Annotated in this window: 20 protein-coding genes, 1 tRNA gene and 1 other RNA gene; 13 read left to right on the top strand and 9 right to left on the bottom strand. The window is 43.6% G+C overall.

Translation table 11 applies throughout. The features are described from left to right. Window positions 1-26: 26 nt before the first annotated feature. Window positions 27-99 (bottom strand) — tRNA-Thr (locus AC1U9U_RS00865). Window positions 100-409: 310 nt separating this feature from the next. Between AC1U9U_RS00865 and AC1U9U_RS00860 the strand changes: the two genes are divergently transcribed. From AC1U9U_RS00860 to AC1U9U_RS00835, 6 genes are all read left to right on the top strand, one after another. Continuing rightward, window positions 410-1,018 carry a DUF3793 family protein gene (locus AC1U9U_RS00860; protein ID WP_479958656.1) on the top strand — a complete coding sequence of 203 codons (609 nt, stop codon included), beginning with the start codon at window positions 410-412 and terminating at the stop codon, window positions 1,016-1,018. Between the two features lie 90 nt (window positions 1,019-1,108). Then, window positions 1,109-1,375 (top strand): type II toxin-antitoxin system Phd/YefM family antitoxin, encoded by a 267-nt coding sequence (locus AC1U9U_RS00855; protein WP_479958655.1) that lies wholly within the window; start codon window positions 1,109-1,111, stop codon window positions 1,373-1,375. After that, a complete protein-coding gene (locus AC1U9U_RS00850) occupies window positions 1,362-1,679 on the top strand; it encodes a type II toxin-antitoxin system RelE/ParE family toxin (protein ID WP_479958654.1) in 318 nt (105 codons plus the stop codon). Before AC1U9U_RS00855 ends, AC1U9U_RS00850 begins: the two co-directional genes overlap by 14 nt. Window positions 1,680-1,769: 90 nt before the next feature. Continuing rightward, complete coding sequence (locus AC1U9U_RS00845) at window positions 1,770-3,353, top strand: prenyltransferase/squalene oxidase repeat-containing protein (RefSeq protein ID WP_479958653.1); 1,584 nt, start codon at window positions 1,770-1,772, stop codon at window positions 3,351-3,353. A gap of 181 nt (window positions 3,354-3,534) precedes the next feature. Then, a complete protein-coding gene (glpK, locus tag AC1U9U_RS00840) occupies window positions 3,535-5,019 on the top strand; it encodes a glycerol kinase GlpK (RefSeq protein ID WP_479958652.1) in 1,485 nt (494 codons plus the stop codon). 67 nt (window positions 5,020-5,086) lie between these two features. Then, window positions 5,087-6,700, top strand: coding sequence for a hypothetical protein (locus AC1U9U_RS00835; protein ID WP_479958651.1), 1,614 nt, complete (start codon window positions 5,087-5,089; stop codon window positions 6,698-6,700). Window positions 6,701-6,807: 107 nt separating this feature from the next. On the opposite strand, the gene AC1U9U_RS00830 is transcribed toward AC1U9U_RS00835, so the two are convergent. The 4 genes from AC1U9U_RS00830 to AC1U9U_RS00815 all read right to left on the bottom strand — a co-directional run bounded on the left by AC1U9U_RS00830 (window position 6,808) and on the right by AC1U9U_RS00815 (window position 12,002). Beyond that, a complete protein-coding gene (locus AC1U9U_RS00830) occupies window positions 6,808-8,139 on the bottom strand; it encodes an efflux RND transporter periplasmic adaptor subunit (RefSeq protein ID WP_479958650.1) in 1,332 nt (443 codons plus the stop codon). A 27-nt stretch (window positions 8,140-8,166) separates the two neighbouring features. Further along, complete coding sequence (locus tag AC1U9U_RS00825) at window positions 8,167-10,542, bottom strand: ABC transporter permease (protein ID WP_479958649.1); 2,376 nt, start codon at window positions 10,540-10,542, stop codon at window positions 8,167-8,169. Next, entirely contained in the window at window positions 10,536-11,240 is a 705-nt protein-coding gene (locus tag AC1U9U_RS00820) for an ABC transporter ATP-binding protein (protein ID WP_479958674.1), read from the bottom strand. Before AC1U9U_RS00820 ends, AC1U9U_RS00825 begins: the two co-directional genes overlap by 7 nt. 105 nt (window positions 11,241-11,345) lie before the next feature. Next, entirely contained in the window at window positions 11,346-12,002 is a 657-nt protein-coding gene (locus AC1U9U_RS00815) for a TetR/AcrR family transcriptional regulator (RefSeq protein ID WP_479958648.1), read from the bottom strand. A 201-nt stretch (window positions 12,003-12,203) separates the two neighbouring features. Between AC1U9U_RS00815 and AC1U9U_RS00810 the strand changes: the two genes are divergently transcribed. The 3 genes from AC1U9U_RS00810 to AC1U9U_RS00800 all read left to right on the top strand — a co-directional run bounded on the left by AC1U9U_RS00810 (window position 12,204) and on the right by AC1U9U_RS00800 (window position 18,735). Continuing rightward, window positions 12,204-12,539 carry a mannosyltransferase gene (locus tag AC1U9U_RS00810; RefSeq protein WP_479958647.1) on the top strand — a complete coding sequence of 112 codons (336 nt, stop codon included), beginning with the start codon at window positions 12,204-12,206 and terminating at the stop codon, window positions 12,537-12,539. Window positions 12,540-12,753: 214 nt separating this feature from the next. Continuing rightward, window positions 12,754-13,103: a transfer-messenger RNA gene (gene ssrA, locus AC1U9U_RS00805) on the top strand. A 484-nt stretch (window positions 13,104-13,587) separates the two neighbouring features. Then, window positions 13,588-18,735 (top strand): NACHT domain-containing protein, encoded by a 5,148-nt coding sequence (locus AC1U9U_RS00800; RefSeq protein ID WP_479958646.1) that lies wholly within the window; start codon window positions 13,588-13,590, stop codon window positions 18,733-18,735. Window positions 18,736-18,781: 46 nt separating this feature from the next. Here AC1U9U_RS00800 and AC1U9U_RS00795 read toward each other — a convergent pair whose 3' ends face one another. Both AC1U9U_RS00795 and AC1U9U_RS00790 read right to left on the bottom strand, forming a co-directional pair. Beyond that, window positions 18,782-19,351, bottom strand: coding sequence for a GNAT family N-acetyltransferase (locus AC1U9U_RS00795; RefSeq protein WP_479958645.1), 570 nt, complete (start codon window positions 19,349-19,351; stop codon window positions 18,782-18,784). A 30-nt stretch (window positions 19,352-19,381) separates the two neighbouring features. Beyond that, window positions 19,382-19,564, bottom strand: a complete 183-nt coding sequence (locus AC1U9U_RS00790) for a hypothetical protein (protein WP_479958644.1) — start codon at window positions 19,562-19,564, stop codon at window positions 19,382-19,384. A 437-nt stretch (window positions 19,565-20,001) separates the two neighbouring features. On the opposite strand from AC1U9U_RS00790, the gene AC1U9U_RS00785 reads away from it, so the two are divergent. From AC1U9U_RS00785 to AC1U9U_RS00770, 4 genes are all read left to right on the top strand, one after another. Continuing rightward, entirely contained in the window at window positions 20,002-20,232 is a 231-nt protein-coding gene (locus tag AC1U9U_RS00785) for a hypothetical protein (protein WP_479958643.1), read from the top strand. A gap of 408 nt (window positions 20,233-20,640) precedes the next feature. Continuing rightward, window positions 20,641-21,327 (top strand): HAD family hydrolase, encoded by a 687-nt coding sequence (locus AC1U9U_RS00780; protein ID WP_479958642.1) that lies wholly within the window; start codon window positions 20,641-20,643, stop codon window positions 21,325-21,327. Between the two features lie 11 nt (window positions 21,328-21,338). Beyond that, window positions 21,339-21,479 carry a hypothetical protein gene (locus AC1U9U_RS00775; protein WP_479958641.1) on the top strand — a complete coding sequence of 47 codons (141 nt, stop codon included), beginning with the start codon at window positions 21,339-21,341 and terminating at the stop codon, window positions 21,477-21,479. A gap of 110 nt (window positions 21,480-21,589) precedes the next feature. Next, window positions 21,590-22,090 (top strand): hypothetical protein, encoded by a 501-nt coding sequence (locus AC1U9U_RS00770; RefSeq protein ID WP_479958640.1) that lies wholly within the window; start codon window positions 21,590-21,592, stop codon window positions 22,088-22,090. Window positions 22,091-22,275: 185 nt separating this feature from the next. Here AC1U9U_RS00770 and AC1U9U_RS00765 read toward each other — a convergent pair whose 3' ends face one another. Both AC1U9U_RS00765 and AC1U9U_RS00760 read right to left on the bottom strand, forming a co-directional pair. After that, window positions 22,276-22,815, bottom strand: a complete 540-nt coding sequence (locus tag AC1U9U_RS00765) for a cupin domain-containing protein (protein WP_479958639.1) — start codon at window positions 22,813-22,815, stop codon at window positions 22,276-22,278. Between the two features lie 216 nt (window positions 22,816-23,031). Further along, window positions 23,032-24,042 carry a uroporphyrinogen decarboxylase/cobalamine-independent methonine synthase family protein gene (locus tag AC1U9U_RS00760; RefSeq protein ID WP_479958638.1) on the bottom strand — a complete coding sequence of 337 codons (1,011 nt, stop codon included), beginning with the start codon at window positions 24,040-24,042 and terminating at the stop codon, window positions 23,032-23,034. Window positions 24,043-24,661 lie beyond the last annotated feature (619 nt).

The raw sequence follows: 24,661 nt of genomic DNA, 5'->3' as shown, positions 1-24,661 counted from the left end.
CATTGAAACTACACGTTCTTTTTCATTGGAGCTGGTGAGAGAAATTGAACCTCCAACCTGCGGTTTACGATACCGCTGCTCTGCCATTGAGCCACCAGCATATATGTGAGGGCAGGACTTCCGCCCTCGTTTTCACTTTATCATAACTAATTTATCCTACCTTATCAACAATCACAGACCTGCGAATTACGAATCAGGCACATCCGACTTAGGCTATACCAGCATATAAAGAGAGGCGCTATCCTTTGCGGTATAACGCCTCTCTTGCTCTTCCGTATCGGTTTGGGGTATGGTTCAACAAGTTTCCCTATTAAACCGTGCCTTTAGGGGTTCCTTTTTTGTTAGAATGCACAATAACCTACGTGGGCAGAATGAGCTACATAAGGACTTGGCAAGGGAGGAATTTTTTATGAGTAGAATATCGGTTATTGATTTTCTCCAAGCATTGGATGAACTTAATGATAAGGATCATCTTTTCTATAGAATTAAGTTTTACGCCGCCCCGACTATAGCCGGAATAAAACCTTCCTCACTAATGGCCCTCACCAACCTCAACCGCAACAGTTGTGCCCTTTGGGAAAGTTATAAAGATGAAATATGTAATAACTTGGGAGTACATTACTATGAACTTAAGCGTAAAAAGGATCGGATATTTGTCCTGTTTTATAAATATAAGGCCTTAACCGAGTATTTAACTGTGAGCGAGAATAGAAAATTCCTTCAGGGGCTGGGCTATAGGGGAACAAAGGCTTTAGAAGATTATCTAGCTATTTTGAAAAGGCGCTATGAAATAAGCTGCCCCCATGAGTTACGTGTATTTCTCGGCTATCCCCTGGCGGATGTCATCAATTTTATTGAAAACAGGGGTGGGCCCTGCCTTGCCAGCAAGTACTGGAAAGTTTATCAGGATGTTGAAAATGCACTTCGTACCTTTAACGCTTACGATGAAGAGCGAGAAAAGGTGATCAGGGATGTTATTAGATTACACCGAAAGCAAGACAAAGATATTTGCGGCTAAATTTAGTTCTATTGAGATGATGATAAAATTAAGATATAATATTGATAGAGGAATGCGAGAGTTTTTTCCTTGGGATTGGAGTGAGCATCTATGATTCAGATAAGGCCGGTTTCCGATTTAAGAAATAAGTTCCCTGAGATTGAAGAAATTGTTGTCAAAGAGGGACAGCCTGTATATCTAACTAAGAATGGCTATGGGACAATGGTCGTATTAAGTCTTGAGAAATATGCTGAGCTAACTGACCATGTTGAGCTTAAGCTCGATGAGGCAGATAGAGAAGCAGAGTCCACAGAGGTGAGATACACCCATGAAGAGATCTTTTCAAGGGCGAGGAAAAGAATAGATGCTGGAAGGTAGGTATTCATTAAGATATCTCCCTGGTTATGAGCAAGATTTGAATGAGATCCTTGACTATATAGCATATCGCTTGCATAATCCCCAAGGAGCATTAAATCTCCTTAATAGGATTGAAGCAGCAATATTGAATAGGCTAAACTGCCCACTATCCTTTGAGCCTTTTAAGACAAATAGGAGTAGGAGACATTCTTATTATCGTATTTATATAGATAACTTTACAATTTACTATGTTGTGATTGGAAATGTTATGGAGGTTAGAAGGATATTATATAGTGGAAGGGACGTAAGTAAAATAATCGATTAAGTTATATTAAAGATTCTGCACAGAGGACCTCTGTGCTTTTTTATATCCTTTTCTTACCTAACACAAATCTGTTTTCCGCATAGGATATAGATGGATGGAGGTGAAAAATTGGATATTCGGAATGATCTGCAAGAAAGTCTCAGGAATGCTTCAAATTTTGTTAATCAAGGTGTGGAGCAGATCCTAGCTAATAATTTAGATGAGCATCATGGTGTATCCCCAAGCCCAGGGGCGACAGCTTTGGCTTCTCTCGCTTTACTCCCTCTGGGTAGAGAATTTAATGGGCCCCAGCTGAGAGGTATCCACTGGTTAAGACGAAATTACCAAGGTGGTTGGGGTAAAGTTCCCGGTGGTCCCCCCGATGAAGAGATCACAAGGATTGCCCGCTTGGCTTTTCAGGGTAGTCAAGGAAGTTGGCTTGCCAAGCTTCAGGTTCTATCTCAGGCCAGACAGTTTTCCCAAATGATTTTAACCTTAGGCCAAAGGGTAGTGCCTGGGTTAGAAGGGCCAACCCCTGAGGAGATTCTGATTCCCAATATTCTAGAAGAACGTGTTCTAGCAAAACTGCCGATTTACGGAAGGCCGGTAGTTGTAGCTGCCGCCCTCCTTGCCACTGATTCCCAGGAAGGGCTTAATCAAGGAATTAGGTTCCTCATTGACAAACAAATGAATGATGGTTCCTGGTCAGAGGATATCATTGCTACTAGCTTAGCGATCCTTGCCGTTATGCGTGGAGGCAATTATTCGGAGCAATGTCAAAGAGCAGGACGTTGGCTGGTATCAAAGCAATATGCTAATGGTGGCTGGCCGGCATTTGATCAATTGCAAAACTGGGCAATGGGATGGGCAATTTGTATTTATGGAGAAAGGCCTGAAAGGTTAAGGAACGCATCTTGGTTGGAACGAGGAATTACTTGGTTAAGAGAAGGACAAAATGCCGATGGTAGCTATGGTAGTACCCCGCCTTTTACTCATCCGGATTTAGATGATACAGCGGTAGCTTTAATTGGCTTGCACCAAGTTGGAGTAGAAAATCCGCTTGGTGTTAAGCTGCTTAGAAAGTTGCAAAATGAGGATGGGAGTTGGGGAACATTCCCTAACTTCCAAGGCCAGCCACCCCAAATCACGGCTGAATTCCCTGTCTATATTGCCAGTGCCGATGTAACTATTCACGCTTTAGAAGTCTTATGGCGACGCTCCCGATCTCAAGAGGAAGCAGTTTATCGGGGCTTTAATTGGCTCTTAGGCCAGCAGGATAGTGAAGGAGCGTTTCCGGCCTCCTGGTACGAAGGGTCTATCTATGGAACTGCCCAAGCTCTCGAATTATTTGGGAAATGGAAGTTCAGCTGGCAACAGCTATATCTAACGAGGGCAGTCATGGAGGCACGTCAGAAGGCGTATGAATATATTCTAAAATCCCAGAAAAAGGACGGGGGGTGGGGCTCAACGGTAGAGACAGGATTGGCTTTGTCCGGACTGCTCCGGTATGGGAAAGCCGCCCCTAGGGAAGTGATCGATAAAGGAATTAAAAATCTTATCGAGTCTCAGAGTGCTAACGGATCTTTTAAACCCTCTTATCGTGCCATCTATGCCAAGGGCTGGGACTACGAAGAGCCCATCAGCACAGCTCTTACAGCAATCCGTGCCTTTGACCGCTACCAACAAATCTTTTGAAACAAGGGGACAGGTTCCTTGTTTCACTCGTGAATAAATAATGGCAAAAAGTAAAGGGGGGCAAAGCCCTTCTTTTGTTTGCTATTCAGGAAGTATAAGCTTGCCACTTTAAAAACTTCTATGCACATGATATAAAGAAAGGAGAAGCTGGAAATATTTCTTAAACAGTGAGGCGAGGTTGATGAAAAAATATATTCTTGCCCTAGATCAGGGAACTACCAGTTGTCGAGCTATCCTCTTTGATCAGGAAAGCCATATCGTAGGTGTAGCCCAAAAAGAATTTACCCAGATTTATCCTCACCCCGGCTGGGTAGAACATGATCCGGAGGAAATTTGGAGCACCCAATATGGAGTCGTCGCTGAGTTACTGGCTCGTTACCAAGTAAACATCGAAGAGATTTCCGGAATCGGGATTACCAATCAGCGGGAGACCACAGTGGTATGGGATAAGCATACGGGAAAACCCATTGCCAATGCTATAGTTTGGCAGTGCCGGAGAACAGCCCCTATCTGTGATGAGTTAAAGACCAAGGGACTAGAGCTTATGTTTAAGGAAAAGACGGGCTTAGTACTTGACGCTTATTTTTCAGGGACTAAAATTCGCTGGCTTCTTGATCATGTGCCCGGGGCCCAAGAAAAAGCCGAGCAAGGAGACTTACTATTTGGCACCATGGATACCTGGTTGGTTTGGAAACTGACCAAGGGCCGGATTCATGTGACCGATTATTCCAATGCTTCGCGGACACTGCTCTATAATATTAATACTCTACAATGGGACACAGAGCTACTCCGAGTGCTCAATATTCCCGCTAAGATGCTCCCCGAGGTTAAACCTTCTAGTTTTATCTACGGAGAAACTGCCCCTGAAGGTTTCTTTGGTTATCAAATACCTATCGCTGGAATCGCCGGAGATCAGCAGGCGGCCTTATTTGGTCAGGCTTGCTTTGAACCGGGGATGGCGAAAAACACCTACGGAACCGGCTGCTTCATGCTTCTTAATACCGGGGAAGAAGTCTATGCATCTCAGCATGGTCTTGTAAGTACCATCGCCTGGGGAATCGATAATAAAGTTGTCTATGCCTTAGAGGGAAGTGTATTTATCGCCGGAGCTGTAATTCAGTGGCTGCGAGATGAACTAAAGCTAATCGAAACCGCGGCGGATTCCGAATATTTCGCTGCAAAGGTTCCCGATAATGGTGGGGTCTATGTGGTGCCTGCCTTTACAGGACTAGGTGCTCCTTACTGGGATATGGATGCTCGGGGGGCGATTGTAGGACTCACCCGGGGCAGCAATAAAAACCATATCATCCGCGCTGCGCTCGAATCCATGGCCTATCAGACGAAGGACATCTTGGAGGCTATGGAAGCTGATTCTAAATTACCACTCCAGCTTCTCAAAGTCGATGGGGGTGCGGTAGCCAATAATCTCCTTATGCAATTCCAAGCAGATATTCTTGGCGTAGAGGTGGAAAGGCCTCATTGCATTGAAACCACGGCCTTAGGAGCCGCGTATCTAGCCGGTCTAGCTACGGGTTTTTGGAGTGATAAAGAGGAGTTAAGGGGAAAGGCAAGGATTGACCGCTCCTTTAAACCCCAGATGAATAAGGAACTTAAGGAGAACTATTATCAAGGCTGGAAAAAAGCTGTCAGGCAGGTCATGGATTAACCGACTAACATTATGAGAAGATTAGGGTCTTTTGGCTATTGCCCAAATGTTAAAGGAGGGGTCCTTCATGGGAGGAAATCTAAAGAAATTGATGCTCGTAGAACGCTTCCTTTTACTTCTTTTTGTTGTTGGCATTCTCACAGTCGCTTTAACTGCTTGCGGCCAACTACAAAAAACACTTCCCCCTGGGGAGCAACAACAGACTAGCGAAGATAGGCAAGAAGGGACTGCGAATCCGGTAGAGGACAAGGTTTATGAAGGCAAAATCGAAGTGGCCAAGAAATATCTCCTAGAAGCAGGGTTAATTCTCCTTGATCCCATTACCCAATCCCCTGAGGGTGATGAAAGAACGATAACCTGGGAGGATTTAGCTACTAAACAGGAAGCAACGATCCTTGATGCATTTTTGGATAAATCAATCCAAAAGGCTTCTGCGAAAAAGGCCTATGGACCAGTCGATCTGCGAACCGTAGCTTTTCAGCTGGAAAATGATCGTCTTGCCGAAGTGTATTTTTATGAGGATAAGATCTTGGGTGGAGTAACCTATCCTAAAAAACAAGCTGGGCTGGAGAAAAGAGATTATCGGACCTTAAAGGGAGAGACCCTGGCCCAAATACGTCAGATCGATTATCCAATATGGCGGGCTGGCGAGGCCCAACCCAGCAAGCCTTCGATCTTTTACCTTCAAGCTGAACAGGCCTTAAAAGACGGCTTTGAACATGCCCTTCAAGTTTTTAGCTTAGGCCAGGGGAAAACTCTAATCGTTTTTAAAAATGAATTAGAAATTCGTGCCTATGTCTACGATCTTAAAACAGGTTCGGATTTTTATACTGGGATATCCACTAGGGATGACTATTTACCCATACGAGTTAAGTCCCTTCAAAATAATCAAATTGCTGTAATGCTTAAAGATAAGATGTTGATCGTCAACCGAGAAGACTTCAGAACCATCAAAGCAATGGATTACCCGGAGAAGGATGTTAGTATAGATGACATAGATATTACTCCCGATGGTAGGACCATTCTCTTTGCTGGTAAAAAGGGCCTAGCAGTCTATGACGGCAATTTTCAAAAGGGCAAAATTATTGTTCCTGCCAAGATCGGAACAGATTCTAATGGTATGGACTCGCAGGCTCCACGTTATCCGGTACTTTCCCCGGATTCCAGCCGCATCCTATATCGTATGTGCGGTTATGAATGGTTAGTGGGAACAGGGACAATTGCCTTAGATGGTTCAGATCATCGCTATTTTGCAGCGGATCAAGAAGAAACCACCTATGTCAAATGGTATGACGATACCCATATTTACAGTATGGGCGCTCCTTTTGCGGGGTACGAAAACCCAGTCATCCGGAATATCAATACTAATGAAGAAACCCGTCTCGTTAAGGATGTTCCTCAAGACAGGAATTTAAGATATTTCCAAGGCAAGGATCAGCAGAAGTTGTTCACCCTTGAAACAGCCTTGGATGAAGACTACAATCCCAAGACCGCAAAGATTGGCTATTATGACCTGGTCAAGGGAACCTGGCACACACTAATAGAGAACAAATCCCTTCATAACTTAGATTGGTACTTTTCAGCCTATGATCCCCAAGAAGATGTGTTTGTTTTTGTTCTAGGTAATCATCCAATGCCATCGAAACCAGCAATCTTGTCAGGACTAAAAGAAAAAACTTAATTTTTTTAAGTTAGGTTAATACATACTAGATACAAATCTGATCAAACAAATAGCCCGTAGCGTCAATTGATTGATAAAGACGCGGCGGGCTATTAATTTATTTTTGGCTATAAGACTTTGATAGCTTTCCCTTCTTTAAGACCAGGCAAATCTGTATCAAGAAGAACCTGATCCCCGCCGATAAGCCCTTCAAGGATAATGACTTCCCGGTCATTTTCCATTCCTTTTACCACCGGTTGAATTTGGGCTTTTCCCTCTCGAAGCACCCAAACTGCTTCGCCATCGGCGTAAGGGAAGAGGGCTGTCTTGGGTACCATGATCTGATCCGCTTCACGATGGGTTGTGAAGCGCACATCCAGAGTGCTGCCGATAATCAAGGGAGATTCGCTGGACAAAAGAATGGTTACCTTAACTCTATTCTCTTTAAGTCCCAGGGGGGAGATGCGTTCTACTGCAGAAGGGTCAATACTTTCCACTTGCCCGGATAGAACTTGCTCTCCGATGCTGCTATCTTGAAGGACTTCTACTGAGTCTCCTGGCTTGATAGCTGCTGCTTCACTAGCTAAAATAAAACTTTCAACCTTATAAGCAGAGTTTTGAAAGAGATTCAGTAAAAGCTGCCCCGGAGTAACCCATTCACCTTGCTTGAGGTTCAAGTCTTTGACCAAACCATCCTCCGGCGCAACCACGCGACTTTGGTCAATCTGACCCTCCAGTTGGGCGATTTGCGCGTTGAGGGCTTCTATTTGACCGCTGAATAATTGCTCAGTGCCTTGTTGAGGCTTATGTTGCTCATAAATCAATTCTAGGGCAGCCTTTTGTTGCTCTAAGAAATTCTTAGCCTTTTCCGCCTGTAGTTGGGCTTCTTCGTATTGAACCAGGGAAAGTGCCCCGGCTTCATAAAGAGCCTTCTGGCGGGTGAGATTCTGTTCTTGAGTCAAATTGTCCTTCTCTGCTTGTGCAATCAGCAGGTTTTGCTGCTTTATCAAGGCCTGATAGGGGTCACTGTAGGCTTGGAGGCGTTGCCCTTCCACGCTCTTTCGCTGTGCTTGCAAAGCCTCCAGCTGATAAGTCAAGTCTTGGGTATCCAACTGTAGAAGAGCTTGCCCTTTCTTAACCTGATCACCATTTTGGACTGGGAGTGCGGTAATTTTAGCGTGCAATGAAGTATAGAGCGGCCACTCCTTGGCAGCTAAAACTTGCCCCTCCTCGGTGAACCCTTTTACAAATTCTTTAGGCTGGATTGTCATAACAGTCCCTTCAAGGGGCTTGAAGCTGGAAAAGGCGACCGCGGCAAGAACGAGTATAGCGATAATTCCATAGATCAGGGCCTTTTTTCGTTTTGATTTTTTGGAGTTAGGTTTCTTAGCTTTGTTGTTAGGGTTTTTCCTAAGCAATGAAAAGGGAAAGTTTTTCGAGAGGGAGGGACGTTCAAGCATAGGATTACCTCCTCAATATATTTACTCTTACTCTTTAGTTGCCAGAATCTCTACAAAAGGCAGTGTCTTAATTTTTCGATAGGCATGGGTTTGCGCAATCCACACCGAAAGCGCTGTTCCAACTACCGCCCCTAACAGAGCAGTTAGCGGAATCTCTGTCGGAAGAGAGTAGAGGTCTGAACTCATGGACTGTCCCATAGCTTCCAAAAGGCCAAAGGAAAGTGGTATACCTAAGAGCACTCCTAAGAGAGTTAATAACCATTGTTCGGAGGTAATGACTTTCAAGACTTCTTGCGGTGTCATTCCCAACACTCGTAAGGAGGCTAGCTCTCTTTGCCGCTCGGAGAGGGAGATGATACTGGAGTTGTAGATTAAAGCGAAACCGGCGATTCCGGCTAATACCGCGAGAAAATAGATGGTAAAGCCATAGGAGCCGATCATTTCCTCAATTTTGGCCGCGCTTTCTTGGACAGATTCAATGTTTCCCACTTGGCCGGCATCGCGATATTTGCTCTTAAGGGCGGGAATGCCTGCGGTATCCATCTCGATGAGCATCGAGGTAGCAATTTTACCTTGCTGGAGAAAATCCTGTAAAGCCCCGATTTCCATAAAGGCATTAAGCCCTACATATTGGGGAATAATCCCCCGCACTATCAACGTCTCCTTTTGTTTTGCATTAAACTCACGGCGCAAAGGGCTATCTACTTGGATAGTATCTCCTATCCCTACTTGGAGAAGGTTGGCTAAACGTTCTGAGAGTAAGATTCCGTCTTTGGAAATAGGTACTTTTTCACCTTTTTGATTCAGGACATTATATAAAGTTGAATCCTGGGTTATGCCAAGCACCGCTGTTTCTTTTTTATGCCATTGATTTTGAAGTGTGGCAGGGATTTCTAAGAGAGGTTCTACCTTCGCTATTCCCGGTTCATGAGCCAAGGTATATTGAATGGAGCGTGAAGCCCCTGGATTATTCAGAGAAATCTTCACGTCATAGGTTTGAACTTCTATAAATTGAAACGTTGTGAGTTTATCGATCATGTTATTCATAGACCAGGAGACAGTCATTAGGCTAAATATTACTGCCATACCGATAATCGTAAAAATACTGCGCACAGGGGAGCGGAAAACATTGCGAATTCCCATCTGACTTTGGGAAGATAAATCCTTCCATAACCAAACCTTCTCCAAGGGTATTTTGCCTGAGGCACTGGGAGCAGCCGGACGCATGGCTTCGGCAGGTTCCAAGCGCAGTATATCTAAGCTGCTCTTAACACCGCTGAGTAGACTAAAAGCCAAGGAAAGGGCCATCCCTAAGAAAAGATATTTCCAAGAAAAGCTGCTTTCCAGACCGGGTAAAGCGAAAAACTCCTCATAGAGAGAGGTTAAAGGAAAAGAAAGGGCGATACCGGCCAATCCGCCAAGAAGTCCTCCGACGCCGCCGATAAAAAGGGGATAGGATAAATAGTGAAGTATTATCTCTCGATTCATAAAACCAAAGGCCTTTAAGGTTCCGATATTCACCCGTTGCTGTTCAATTAGCCGCCGCAGCATCGTGTAGAGAATGATGCTAGAAACTGCTAGGAAAACGAGGGGCAAGGCTTTGGCGGTGCTGCGTAGGGAGCTTAGCTCCCCTTCGAGGATAGCATGGCTGCTCTGGTCTCTACGAGGGAATATACTTTGCAGCCCATAGGGCTTAAGTTTTGTTTCTAATTGTTCTTTACTATCATCAAAACTAGCCCCCGGCTCCAAGGTAAAAACGATATCATTGACCTGCCCCGCTTCTTTCACCAAAGTCTTAAGGGAGCTTTGGGGCACATAGGCGATGCCAAAGGTTTCGGGGTCAGGATAGAGTTCTTGGGCCGAACGCAAAGCATAGATAAACTCCGGACTCTGGGCAGTTCCGACCACGGTAAAAGTGGAGCGTTTACCTTCAAGTATCAAGGTTAATGTATCTCCTAAGGATAGGGAATTAGCTGTAAAAAATTTCGGATCGACAAGGATCTCCAGCTTGTTATCCTCCGGAAGACGACCGCTGAAGAGCTGAATTTGGTTCAGCTCCGGTTGGCTTGATGTATTCCTCGAGACCAAGCGTAAATAACGATTGCTCTCGGGAGCTTCTTCGAAGAGCCGTGCATCTTTTACGATCCGCCCTTCGACTTTTGCTAACCCTGGTAGATTAGCCAGGGCTGATATTTTGCCCTCAGGGTAACCGTTGAGTTTAATAAAACCATCGGCAAAACCGGTTTCTTCGTAAAAACGACTCTGGGCTCCCTCAAGATTTTCTAAGACAATGGACATAGAGGTATAGGTGAGCAGGCCAATCATAATGACCACAATGCAAGCAAGGTAAACGCCTTTGTTCTCTTTGATTTCTCTAAGCAGCTTCTTGCGTAGCACTACCATACTAGTTCCTCCGGTTCTAGAGGTTGCTCGTTGACTTGGACTTTCTCTAGCCTGCCATCCTTAAGATAAAATACACGATGAGCCATCTTAGCTATTTCGGCATTATGGGTAATGACGATGATGGTTTTGTGGTACTCCTGGTTGAGTTTAAGCAAGGCTTTTAAAACTTGGATTCCGGTCTCTATATCCAAGGCTCCGGTAGGTTCGTCACAAAGGAGCAAATCTGGATTTTTGACAATTGCTCGTGCAATTGCCACCCGCTGTTGCTGTCCCCCGGAAAGTTGGGAAGGAAAATGCGCTGCCCAAGCCTCCAGTCCCACATCCTGAAGCACTTCTTCCACGGACAAAGGATCCACGGCAATCTCTGCGGCCAGCCTTACATTTTCCGAGGCTGTTAGGTTAGGCATTAAATTATAATGTTGAAAAACAAACCCCACTGCATTGCGGCGATAAAGGGTTAATCCCTTATCGTCCATATCATGAAGAGGGTGTTCTTGGTAGTAAAGTTCACCTGAAGTGGGAGGAGTCATCCCGCCGATAATATTGAGAAGGGTCGTTTTACCGGAACCGCTCTGCCCAAGGATAACGATAAATTCCCCGGCCAGAATTTGAAAATCAAGTCCTTTTAGCACTTCTAATTCAATTTCCCCGGTTTGGTATACTTTGCGGACTTTTTTAGCTTCCAGCAGAATCATTATTACGCCGCCTCCTCGAGTCTCACGCAAATTTTGCTTTATTTGTCGTACTCTGCTCTTTATACAAATCACATTCAGGTTACTTTACTATGTTTTTCAACTCCGCCCTTACCCACCCGTAGTGCCCTTTTTCTTTAGACCCTGGGCAAAGAGGTAAAGAATCTTATCAACTAAGTCTAGGTAACTGCTATCTGCTAAGATCGCCTCTTTACTATCTAAGCCAAGGGCCAGGTAAGCGTCTGTAAAAGCGGTGTGTAAAGCTTGCATGGTAAGGAGGGCAGCGGTGAAATCTGTAGTTGGGTCTAGCTGCCCCAACTCATAGCCTTTGCGCAACATTTCCCCATAGATATTTAGAGATTTGGGGTTTTGCTCAGCAAGCACTTCTTCACGAAGTTGTAGATTATTATCTTTAATAAACCTATCTCCCAGTGCTAAAAGTTCTGGGTGTTCGCGGGCAAACTCGATTCCCACCACAAAAAGTCTATGCAGGGTAGAGAAGAAGTCAAAGCCATCACCGTGCAGATCCGGAACTCTATCCTCGAAGTACTGGAGCTTTTTTTCTACCGCCAAATTAAAAACATACTTATATAAATCCTTAAGGTTTTTGAAATATTGGTAAAAGCTTCCGCGCGGGATTTCTGCCTGCTCAATTATCCTGGCGATACTTGCTTGAGCAAAGGGATATGCGGCAAACTCTTGGATAGCTGCTTCGATTATCCGCTCCCTTTTTTCGTTTGGAAGATTAAAGAATGTTTGAGTAGGCAAGGTCTCTTACCCCTTTCTTTCTAAACTCAATATGTTGAACTTTAAAAAATATGACACTAGTGTCATCTAAATAATATGACGGCTGTGTCATGCCGTCAAGAATATATTTTTCTGGCTTTTAGCTAGCAAGCTTCCATGCTATAATTGTGAAAAGATGGAATATATATATAGGGATCATGGCAATTAAAGGGAGGTTTTAGTGTGGATAGCCTAAAAGAAAACCTTAATAAAGCCGTAGGGACAGCGAAAGAAGTGGTTAATGAAGCTGTGAGAAAAACGGAGGAATTTTTAGATAGTGCCGAAGTGAAGGCCAAGGTGGAAGAATTAAAGGATCTGGCTGAAGACAAAGCAGAGGTTATTGCGGATCGGGCAGTAGAACTAAAGGATGTCATTGAAGAAAAGTTGGAAGATATTGCAGAGCGGGCTGAGGGGCTAAAGGATAAAGTTGGGGATAAAGCCGAGGAGATAGCCGATAAGATTGAGAATAAGGCAGGAGAGTTCAAGGGTAAGATCGAGGGTCTATTTCGTAAGGAATAATTTGCCCTCCGATTGATAACAATAATCTTTACTATGCAAAAATCTATCCGGAATTAAAAATAGCAATTCTATAGAGATAAAAAATTAAATAATGAATGATATACAAGTTTTTTGGAATAATTATCAAAAACATCTAAAGAAAAGCTATAAAAGTAAGATGTTCCGCTATCAATTACGCAAAAAAATGATATACTATGATTGTGACATTAAACAAGGGGGCGTTTTAGACTCGCTCGGGGAAGCGGTGGCAAGAGTTGCGCGTCGAGATTCCACCTGGTCTCGTTAAACGGTGGACAACAATAGTTAACAACGAAAATTACGCTTTAGCAGCCTAAGGGCTCTAACATCCTGCCTTCAAGGCCTACGGTGAAGGGCCAGGGTGTCAAATTAGTAGGACTGCTCTAATGACAATTCTCGGAGTCATTAGCTAAGATTATCGAGATAGCCTCGGAAGGATCCTGCCTTCTGGAGACCAAGAGGCGAATTTTAAAGAGAAGGCTACACGCGTAGACGCTTTTGTGGCAGCTCTTCGATACAGGGGTGCAATTCCCCTCGCCTCCACCAAATAATTTGCAATTATGATTAAAAATTACATTGTATTTTTAGCTCGAATTACTTACTCTTTCAATATATGCAACTTGAAGAGGCTGTCGCAGTTAGACAGCTAAGAAAATAACAAAAGACGGCGACTGACGGAAGTCAGAAGCCGTTTTTTGTCGTAAAATATAAGCACTAGTGGCCAATGCGGCAAATACTCTATATTCAAGACTGAGGACCTTCTGTCTGCCGTTAGCTTTACATGTGAAACGCTGTTGTTTTTTAATACAAGGATTGTACGGAAAAATGTAGAATATCATGGTGTACAATGCTATCAAAATATAAATGTATAACCCAAACCTGCGCGCCATCTTTTAGTGAAAAATTTTTCGGGTAGGTGACTTTTCTAATGTCCAATACCGATTTGGTCCGTGCAAGCAGAGACGGTGATCAATTCCACTATTTGTGGGCTGCTCGTCGCTGCCTATTTCTCCTTTCACCCACCTCCAACTTGAAAGCGATTACAATTGAGGGACCGTCTTTATCTGAAATAGATGGGGAAACGCATATTGCGGCTGGTGAAGAACTGATCGACGTCGGCGAATATTATGGGAGTGAAAATCTTGAAGAAGCAACACTTGTCCGGTATATTCAAGTCAAACATTCAACAGTAAGAACAAATACAGCTTGGACACCAAGTGAGCTGGAAAGAACACTTAAGAAATTTGCCGAGCGATATAAAGCACTTCAACAACATCTTCAAATAGAGGGCTTAGATAGCAAATTAGAGTTTTGGTTTGTCTCAAACCGCCCAATCAGTGCCGATTTTTTAGAAGCTATGCATGATGCGGCTGAAGGCGCTCAAGCGCGGCATCCCGGCAACCTGGTGAAACTGAAGCAATTCACGGGTCTTAGTGGGGCGGCACTCACAAGCTTCTGTAAACGGCTGCGTCTCGAAGGAGATCAGGAGGGGTTATGGGATCAACATAATCTATTAGCCCAAGATATTAGTTATTACTTGGTTGATGCCGATGTTGATGCACCCGTTCAATTGAAGGAGTTAGTAACCAGAAAAGCACTTTCCTCAAGCGCCGATAACCCGACTATAACGAAATCGGATGTGCTGCGTGCGCTCAAAACGTTCGAGGATCGTCTGTTTCCCGCACCATGCCTTATCAAAGACATTGAAAATGTGGTGCCGCGAGAGCAGGAAGCAGAGTTCTTTCAAACAATCATAGAGACAAGCGGTATTCCTATCATCATTCATGCTGCCGGCGGAGTGGGAAAGTCGGTTTTCGCATCGCGCATCAAGCTAGGATTGCCAGAGGGCTCCTCAAGTGTTCTGTATGACTGTTTTGGCAACGGTCAGTACCGCAGCGCCAGCGGTTATCGCCATCGCCATAAGGATGCGCTCGTTCAGATTGCCAATGAGTTGGCCTCTGCGGGATTGTGCCACCCGCTCATCCCCAGTCCCTATGTTGAACCATCAGCCTATGTGAGGGCTTTTCTTTATCGTCTGGGTCAAAGCATCACTTCGCTTAGGTCAAAGAATCCACAAGCGATTCTTTGCATCATTATCGATGCCGCCGACAATGCGCAAATGGCGGCTGAGGAAGCCGGCGAAGCGCGTTCCTTCGTGCGTGATTTAATCAGAGAGAAACTCCCGGAAGGTGTTCGTTTAATTGCTTTATGCAGAACGCATCGACAGGAATATCTTAATCCCCCTCCCGAGGCATTACCACTCGAACTCAAACCTTTCAGCCGAACCGAAACTGCTGCATATTTGCGGAATGCTTTCCCTGACGCCACGGATCAAGATGTGGACGAATTCCACAGTTTGAGTTCTCAGAATCCCCGTGTTCAGGCGCTTGCGCTTACACAAAAAGTTTCTTTGAGCGAGATTCTTCGTTCCCTTGGGCCCAATCCTACCACTGTCGATGATACAATCGGAAACTTGCTCGATAGCTCTATCGTAAGATTACGTGATTCAGCAGGACGTGTTGAAGAGAAACAAATAAATAAAATATGCGCAGGATTGGCGGCTTTGCGTCCCTTGATTCCAATAGCTGTTTTGGCGTCCATATCCGGGGTTGATGAGACGGCAATAAAGAGTTTTGCCTACGATCTGGGGCGGCCTCTCGTCGTAACAGGCAATACCATTCAATTTTTTGATGAGCCCGCCGAAACCTGGTTCAGAGAAAGGTTTAAGCCAACGGCAGGCGATTGGGCGGCTTTTGTGGCAAGTCTGAAGCCGCTTGCATCAAGCAGTACTTATGTTGCTTCCGTGTTACCTCAGCTAATGCTGGAGGCAGGGCATATCGCAGATCTTGTGGCCCTTGCTTTATCCTCAGACGCACTGCCAAGTACCAGTCCAATTGAGAGACGTGATATTGAATTGCAGCGTCTTCAATTTGCCCTTAAAGCGAGCCTACGTGCGAAAAGATTTACCGATGCAGCAAAACTGGCGTTGAAGGCTGGTGGGGAAAGCGCTGGTGATGAACGGCAGCGCAAGTTGCTACAAGCAAATACAGACCTAGCCGCAGACTTTTTGGAAACCGACCGTATTCAAGAACTTGTTTCACGAAGGACGTTTGGTTCAGGGTGGATTGGATCCCACCATGCCTATGAAGCGGCGCTGCTTTCCGGACGGAGTGAATTGCTGGGTGATGCCCGTTCCAGGCTGCGGATGACCTACGAATGGCTGGGAAATTGGAGCCGGTTGCCTGCTGAGGAACGGAAACGGGAAGAAGTGTTGGATCAGGATATTCTTGAAATAGCGACAGCCTCTTTCAATATCCATGGTCCCAAAACCTGCGCACGCGAAATCGGAGGATGGAAACCACGCGAAGTTTCATTTCGCGTTGGAAGATTGTTAGCCAAACAGTTCATTGATCATGGTCGCTATCAAGAACTCGATGAGCTTGCGCTGGCTGCAGGAAAAAACCTGCATCTTATGCTCGCCATTGCACTGGAATTACGAGAGGTTCATAGAATACCACCCAAAAATGTGGTGGAACGCTTGTTTCGCCTAATGATTAAATCGCGCACTAAATTTAGCGACGGCAGTCACTGGGATTATGAAGGAACCACTATACGAGCAGTTACTGCGTTTGTAGAGGCTGCACATAGACTATCTACTGGTACAGCCGAAGAACTGATCTCAATTCTGACAAACTACCTACCGGTATCGCCCCCCAGGGGTCTTTCCTCACGCTTTGACAGCCAGAGGCCTCATCTGCTTCGAGCATACGCCTTACGATCGGCTCTGGGCAATCAAGACCTAAATTTAATTGATTTGGCACACGATGAATTACGCAAAAAATTGGAAGAATCAAAACCTTACTCCGAATCTCAGGAAACGCGGGAATTTAAAGAATATGTCGGCTCACTTCTCCCCTGGCATCGTTTGTGGGCGGCGGTCTTTGTGGGTCAAACATCTGCGGATCTTACGGAAGCTATCGCCCAAACCAAAGACGAGTCGGCCAAAGCAAAGGGGATCAATTACTGGGAGGAATCAAATACATCGGATGAAATGGCTCGGGTCTGGTTTGATATCCTGGTGACAGCGGAAAGAACTGACGCCGCATCGGTTGAGCTATTTGACCAATGGATCGCCAGCCTTAAACGCCCGTTATTTACGACAACACTTACCTACCTTGCACGATCGGCGGCGCGATTTCCATCGTTGGCAGCACGGGCCTTGGTTTATGCCGGCAAAGCCTTTGGTATAGTCCAAAATGAACGCGAAGACGCAGAGTCCAAAGCGGACAGTTATGTCAAACTGGCAAGAGCAGTCTTGACGGTAAGCAGCTCAGATGCAATCGCTTATTTCAATCAAGCGGTGGAAGTTGCCGGCAAGATTGGCGATGAGAACCTGGAACGATGGGGGGCGCTCTTGGAATTGGCTGGCCATGCTGCCTCCAAGGACAACTCGGAGCCGCTGATTGCATATCGGCTTGCCCGTTGTGCAGAATTAACCTATGCTTATGTCGTCCGGGATAAGTATTTTGATTGGCGGGCTACTGTCAAAGCGATATCCGGGTTATGCGGGAAGTCTTCCCTGGCAATTATCAGCCGTTGGCGGGATCGGGATTTTGGGTCGGTGGAACGGTTATTGCCCTTTGCAGTCAACTTTCTGGTCGCACGCGGTGACCTTGAGCCCAAAAACGCTCTGGTATTAACCTGTTTTCGCGCTGAATGGAACGAGCCCTTCCTGCTCAAGAGCGCTTTGATGACCTGTGCAAGCAAAGCCGAAAAGGAAAATATCATAGATTTTACCTATCGATACATGACGCTGAACTGGCAAAGCGCTGATAGATGGCGGGAATTTAAGGATATCATAGGCAAGCACGGCATAATACTTCCTGAACTTGATGAACGTATCACTTTGTGCGAACGAGAGGAGCAATCCAGTAAACCAAAGAATAGCCATGGCATGGATTATGCTGCTATCCGTGAAAGCAAAGATGCGCGTGACTGGGACAAACTCTTTGAGGGCATTGACTTAAGCAGCGCCAATGATATTTCAAAAGCATATCATCGGTTCAAAGATGTCGAGCCACCGTATTATCATGATCGATTTTTTGAAGAAGCCTGCCGTCATGTACAAGTTGGCAAAGAGGCTGAATTTATCGTTGCTATTTCAGATGTAACTGAATTTGACCTTTATCGTTTACGCATTCTTCTTGAACGGCTTCCGGAGAAATGGAAAGGTAGGCTTGCCGTCACATCTGCCATTGCCAAAACCTTGAAAGCATTTTGTCGTCGATTCTGCATGTCTATTACAAAAAGTCGGTACTATGAAGAGCTTCCGTTAAAGAGTGCTTGCCAGTCAGCAGGAATTCCTGAAGAAGAGGTTATTGATGAAGTCTTGACTGCTATTGGTGAAGTGGCCGAAGTCGCTGATGCAGGCCGTCTGTTTACATTGGTAGGACTCCTTGCAACAAAATTGACGAAAGAGGAAGCGCTGGAAGCGCTCTCCTTCGGACTCGATCTTTTCGAGCCTCTTCTTGAAGATACCGATGGTGATGGCCCATGGGCATCTAAATTTCAACCGCCTACTGAAATTGAAGGTTCAGTCGCCGGTTACATCTGGAGTTGTCTTGCAGCCCCCCAGGCAAGTTTGCGTTGGGAAGCCGCTCATGTGGTTCGAGGGCTATGCAACCTGGGAAACGAAAAAATTCTCAGTCACCTTATGCTACTGGCCAAGGGTGCCTCAGCCGGTGCTTTTTACGACGCTCATCTGTATTTTTATGAGCTGCATGCCCGCCAATGGCTTTTATTCGCTTTGGCCCGTGCCGCCAAAGAGTATCCAAATCGCGTTGCCCCTTATGGAGACTTTTTGCTTAAGCTGGCCTTTACCGGAGACCCCCATGTCCTTATTCGTGAGTTAGCAAAGAGAACGCTCGTCGCGTTACTGGATGCAGGATGCTTAGAATCCCAAGCTGATTTGCGAACTGAGCTTGCTGCTGTCAATGTATCGCCTTTTCCCACAATCGAATCGAAGTCTTATCGCCGCTTGGAAAAGGGGAAGACTGATACTGAAGAAGAGGACGATACCGAAAGCCATGGAAAAAGTGGTAAAAGACCCGACAACATATCAGGAGCAAATAAGCATATTAAGATGGGATACGCCTGTAAGCGGCTCGACCTGGCATAGACATAGCAAAGCCCTCTCTCGCTTAGTGCGGAGGAGGGCTTATTTTTTATTTTCGATATTTGAGCATTTGCACATAGTATTCAGCAGTTTCAATTCCTTTTTCACCGCGATCTAAAAACCGGTTTCCGATTTTGAAAAATCCATGGGATGTGTAGAAGTTAATTAACTTAGCAACATCCTCGCATTCTAAATAAACAAACTTTCCACCACTATCAAATTGTATTTGCTGGATTTTATCTAGTGCCATCTTCAATAGTTCATCGCCGGAAATCAGGTCTTTGCAGTCATTAGCGAAATTTTTACCGAGTTGGGCAACGAGTAAAGTAGGGATTATGTAGCCTGAGTCATGAGTCATTCCAAATCGCTTTATTTTCTTCTGGTATGTTGAGTTTAGAGATTTCTTTGGGATATAAATTGATTTATTTGTTAGGGCGAAATACCCCACAAGTACGGGTTCTTCTTTTAAATGAGTAAAGACCAAATGTGTTGCTGCAATTCCCTGCTTTGCAAATTCAATAGCTTTATCCTTTAAAAAATATTCGATATCTGCATTTTGAGGGCATAAATAAGAAGAGAGGATGCGTTTTGTTTCGTCCTCTCCGATTTCTGCGACCATATCCCTAAGATTTACTTGATAATATCCCATTTAGTCTTCCTCTGTTTTACTGAACATTTTTTTAATGCTCTCACCTTTTAATTCTTGGACACGTTTTGATAAAGTGACCTCTTTTGCAGGCATATTTTCAGCATTCTCCAAAGCCTTAACAAAATTACGGCCTAAGGCTTTACCTTTGATTCGGACTTCTTTATAAATGCTACTCGTTGCCATAATAATCTACCTTTCTAAATGTTTCTCCTATTATATAGTATGCCAGGCTGTTAAAACTTATAGCCTAAATGCACCATGTTTTTTGAAGAAACAAAAGCCCTACATTGGTATGCGTTCGGCTAAGCTGCTGTAACATCGTGTAGGAACTGTCACTTACAGTATATGTTTGAGCTGAAAATATGTCAACGAAAAAAATGAACGGTCGTTTGTCTAAAAACATAGCCATACGCCGTGAATAGATTGATTTATCCGTTGAGGAGCTGACACAGCAGACAGAGCTTTCAGTGAGGAGCATATGCCGAATAGAGGCAGGGGAGAGGCGTCCAGATATCGCTGTATTGGCACATATTGTTTGGGCTCTGGGGATTACTTTTGAAGAGATGGTGAAATAGTCCCCGGTGCTTGTCACACATCTCCAGTCAACTACATATAGTGTAGTGAGCCGCTTTATTTGTGGATATAGCCGTAAGTCTCTTTTCTTTGGAGCAGAAACCCTGGCAGCCGGAGCCGGGGTTTCTGCTTTTTTGGGGATAAATTGTGAATATGTTGGGGATAACAGATTGATAAGGGTACTGGCAGGTATTGTCCTAACCAACGGAAAATTACGTTCGTTAGAGTTAGGTTTGCAGGCAGTAACGCCTCGCCTCCACCAATACATAACTCAATAATTGATACAATTACAGAATATAAAAAAGCCCAGTAATACTGGGCTTTCCGGCTATCTAGGGGAATATTAAAGCATCGTTTTAAGCAGTGCTTTTTCCATTTTTGCACCCTATCGTTAGAAGATGCCCCCCTATCTGATAATATATGGAGTAATCGTTAAATAGTATAGGCATCGTTAAAAGGTTTGATAAATCAAAGGCAGACTAAGAGTAAAATTATCGTAGGTTTCGTTTTTTGGTAAGGTAGCTTTATGAGACATTTTACTTCCTTCGTGGGATGGATTTGTTGTGGTAGACTTATTTTATACCACGGAAGGAAGCGGATTGTCTCTATTTATTTTTGAAAAGAATGGAAGCAATTTTGCTCATTTATATATGTATTAATAAATTTATGAAATGAGGGAAAACATCATGATGAATAAAGTTCTATTTTGGGACTTTGATGGCACATTAATTTATCCTAATGAATCATTTTTGTGTGCACTAAAAAATTCACTGGAAAGTTTGCAGTATAAAGCTGATATCGAGGCCATCAGAGAATTTTTACATTCAGTTTGCTCTTGGTATAAGCCTGAGATATCCTATGAAAAAGACACTGGATTAAAATGGTGGGAAGCACTCTTTATGAACTATGATATTTTTTATGATCATAATGGAGTAAATAAGGCAGATAGAAAAGAATTAAACAGATTATTTAAAGATTATATCTTAAATTTTGAAAACTATGTTTTGTATGATGATTCTAAAGAAGTTTTAGATAAATGTAGAACCATGGGCTACAAAAACTATATTTTATCCAATAATTTTCCTGAACTCCCTGATATAGTAGAAAAGCTCGGGTTATCAGGATATTTTAGTGATTATGTTATTTCATCAAATGTTGGATTTGAAAAACCAAGGATAGAACTTTTTCAACATGCCTTACGCATTGCTGATTATCCAAATATTTGTTATATGATAGGAGACAATCCAATAGCAGATATACAAGGAGGAAAAAATGCCGGTATGAAAACCATCTTGGTGCATAGGGGAAAGAATATTGAAGCTGACTATACATGCAATAATCTATCGTATATACCGGCATTATTATCAAAGTAAAAAGAATGGCTGTGAGCATCGGAATGGGAAATGATCTATTACCAATCGGATTTGCAATTAAAAATGAAGATGGTTATTCTGATAGCTGGAGTTACAATATTATCGATGAGCGGCTGATTGCCTATACGCATGGGAAGATAACCAGTGTTTAGGTTCAAAATATCGAAAAGAACCTCAACACAATTATTTCTCAGTTTGAAGAAATGAAGAAAGACCTGCTTTTTATATTAAGCGAAAACGCCGAACAAGAGATCTAAATTATTTGAGTACGCATTTTCGCTGGATTCAGATTCGATGCGGGATCTATGTCTTTAATGGAAAGCTAAGAATTTGTATTCGCAAGGGTAAATATTTCAGGGACACAGATACGGTCAATGTCGAATCCAGGCTCGGAGATATGCTAATCGATCTTTATGAAGAATCCGAAGTGATTCGCCTTGACCGGGAAGCGCGTGAGGAAGCCAGGCGCAAACAACAAGAAGAGGAAAGGTTGCGCCAAGAACGGCGGAAACTCTATAACGAAGAAGTTGAGCGGACAATTGCGCTGACCAATATGGCACAGGATTATGATACTGCCTGCAAAATTAAAGCCTTTGTTTATGCTTTAGAGTCAGCAGAAAATATAGATGAGGAATGGATTGATTGGGCTAAGAAGAAAGCTGACTGGTTTGACATTGCTGGCGTTGGGTCGATATTTCTAAAACGAGTATCAAAAATCACAGCATTATGTGCTATAGCATTGCGAAGATCTTTTAGTGTGTAGATGTACTTGTATACTAGTTCGCGGTTTGTGTCTCCTGCAACATTTAGGCCGATTTTGCGGGAGATGGTGTCGCGTGTATCAACATAATGAAAGCCTTGAAGTAAGGCGAAAGATAAAAAAAGAGATCACTGCAGAAGGCTTTCCTTGCAGTGACCTTTACTATTGGTAAGAATTATAATTATTAATTAGTATGCGTGATGTTTCTCAGCATCCGCCTTTGTTGGATGAACAGTGCCGTGCGGATGTTGAGGAGGTGCATAGATAGAATACACTTTAAGCGGTACATGGCCGGTATTTATAACATTGTGCCACTTACCTGCCGGTATCCATATGGCATAATTATCTCCCACTCTTTGCCGGTAATAAAGATTGTCTCTAGTGTCTCCCATAAGAACAAGGCCTTGACCTTGTTCAATGCGAATAAACTGATCTGCATCTGGATGAATTTCCAATCCTATGCTATCCCCCACATTGATGCTCATTAAGGTAAGCTGTAAATGGGTGCCGGTCCACAAAGCGGTACGGAAGGTATTGTTTTGCAGCGTAGCTTCTTCAATATTTATAACAAAGGGATTTGGTCCGTAGTCCCTTAAAGGAGGAATTCTACTCCAGTTGCCTGGATTCATTGGTACCCAAGCATTGCGAGGGTAGGGATAGCGATAGGAGTAATAGCCATTATACATTTTACTCCACCCTTTCATATGGTTCATAACATTGGTAAACATTGGCATACAGCATTATATGATGTCACTGGCTCAGTGTGTATGGACTATATAATCCTTAATTAAGCTATGAGGTGTCTTTGCGCCCGTACCAGCAGACTGTCTTTATTTCTGATAGATTAATAAATAAACACCCCTTGTCTTGATTAGGGGTGTTTTCATGTAAAGGATTAGATTCCTAGATAATGATATTTAGTTAGCTTTGATGGTACTTAACAACTAAATATTTCTTATCCTTAGAGATAGATCCTTGAGAATCTTAAAGGAACGCTCGACACTTTCGACCCCATCTGCATTAATCAGACAGCAGCGTGACGGAGCTAGCCAGGAACGGTCAAAGATGAGTTCTTCACTTACTCCGCGGCGACTTAAGAATTCCCAAGATTCGAGAAGTCGGCGATAGATAGTTTCGGTACTCTCTTCATCAAGCTCCGAAGTAAGGGTTGGGGTAATTCCATAGGCAATGATATTACCCTGCTTAAGAAATTCATGAACTTCATCAACGTAGCGAGTAAAAATATGGCCCCAACTATAAGAATCGAGGGACAGAATATTGATTCCCGCTTTTAATAAGAAAGACCAATCGGGATTGCCGCAGAGGTGTACCCCTTTAGGGCCGGGTAATCCGGCGAGAAATCTATAGAATTCCGTTTGCGCCAGTTCAGAAGTATAGGCGCTGAAGGAATTAAAGATCATCTCCAGTCCCGGCTCATCCAACCAAACAAAGGGTTGAGAATGTACTTCTGCTAATCGCTCATATTGCCAGGTGATTTTTTTCTGTAAAAAATCATAAAGGAGTTCGCGGACAAAATCATTGTAAATCATAGGCTTTAGTTCTTCATCACAGATTTTTAGCCCGAAGCTTACAGGGCCAACGACTTGCCCTCTAACTAAGGGGTAACTGGAAAGATCCCGCTTAAGAAATTCTCTAAAGGTACTAGAGTATTCTTCGGATAGAGCAAAGTAATCGGGATTAAAACTGTTCTCTAGATAGGAATCCAGTTCGACCGCAAAGGAAGCATTAGAAAAACGTAAAAGTTTGTTAGGCACATCAATAATGAGGCCCGGAAAATGTTCCGCAAACTGAACATACATATCTTCCTTAAAAGCCCATTTTGGCAGTTGAGGCCAAAAGGGTATATCTACGGTTAAGGCTAAATCAATGGCCTGAGCTTGATTAAGATGAGGAAGGATCCCCATCGCTGTGGTTAAAGCTCTTCCGGGAAGCATCAGAATCGCCCCTCTCAGATTCGGAATATTCATTATATTAGTTAATATAAGAATAGCATCTAATCTAATCATTCTGCGTGACTTTAATCACGGTTAAGACCCGAATTATTACGGCAACTCTCATTTCTGATTATATTAATTTGTCTAATTTGAGGAAGTACGACCCCAAAAACGACCCCTAATCAGAATTCCGCACACCCAAGTGATCAACATACCCACTTCGTGGTTCGGGAAGGAGCAAGGAAGATTTTCATCCCCGTTTAAAAAAATATTGGTTGAGGATGAATTTTTGAAAAACTCTTATTTAAAGTATTGAGGGATTATTGTAGTATGTAAAAGTAATCCAATACTTATAGCTTAAGGAGCACCAAATGGTATTTAGCAGTTTGAGTTTTATCTATGGATTTTTGCCACTGGTATTACTACTTCATTTTGTAACAACCAATATCAAATTAAAAAATTTTATATTGCTCGTTTTCTCATTGATTTTTTACGCCTGGGGTGAACCCGTTTACGTCGCGTTAATGATCTTATCGATATTTACTAATTACTTTCAGGCAATCAAAATAGAGAAGTGCTTAAACGATGGGAAGAAATCTTTGGGGAAGTTCTATATAAT

This window comes from Desulfitobacterium sp. (assembly GCF_982384815.1).
This window is presented reverse-complemented; position numbering and strand designations above follow the sequence as displayed.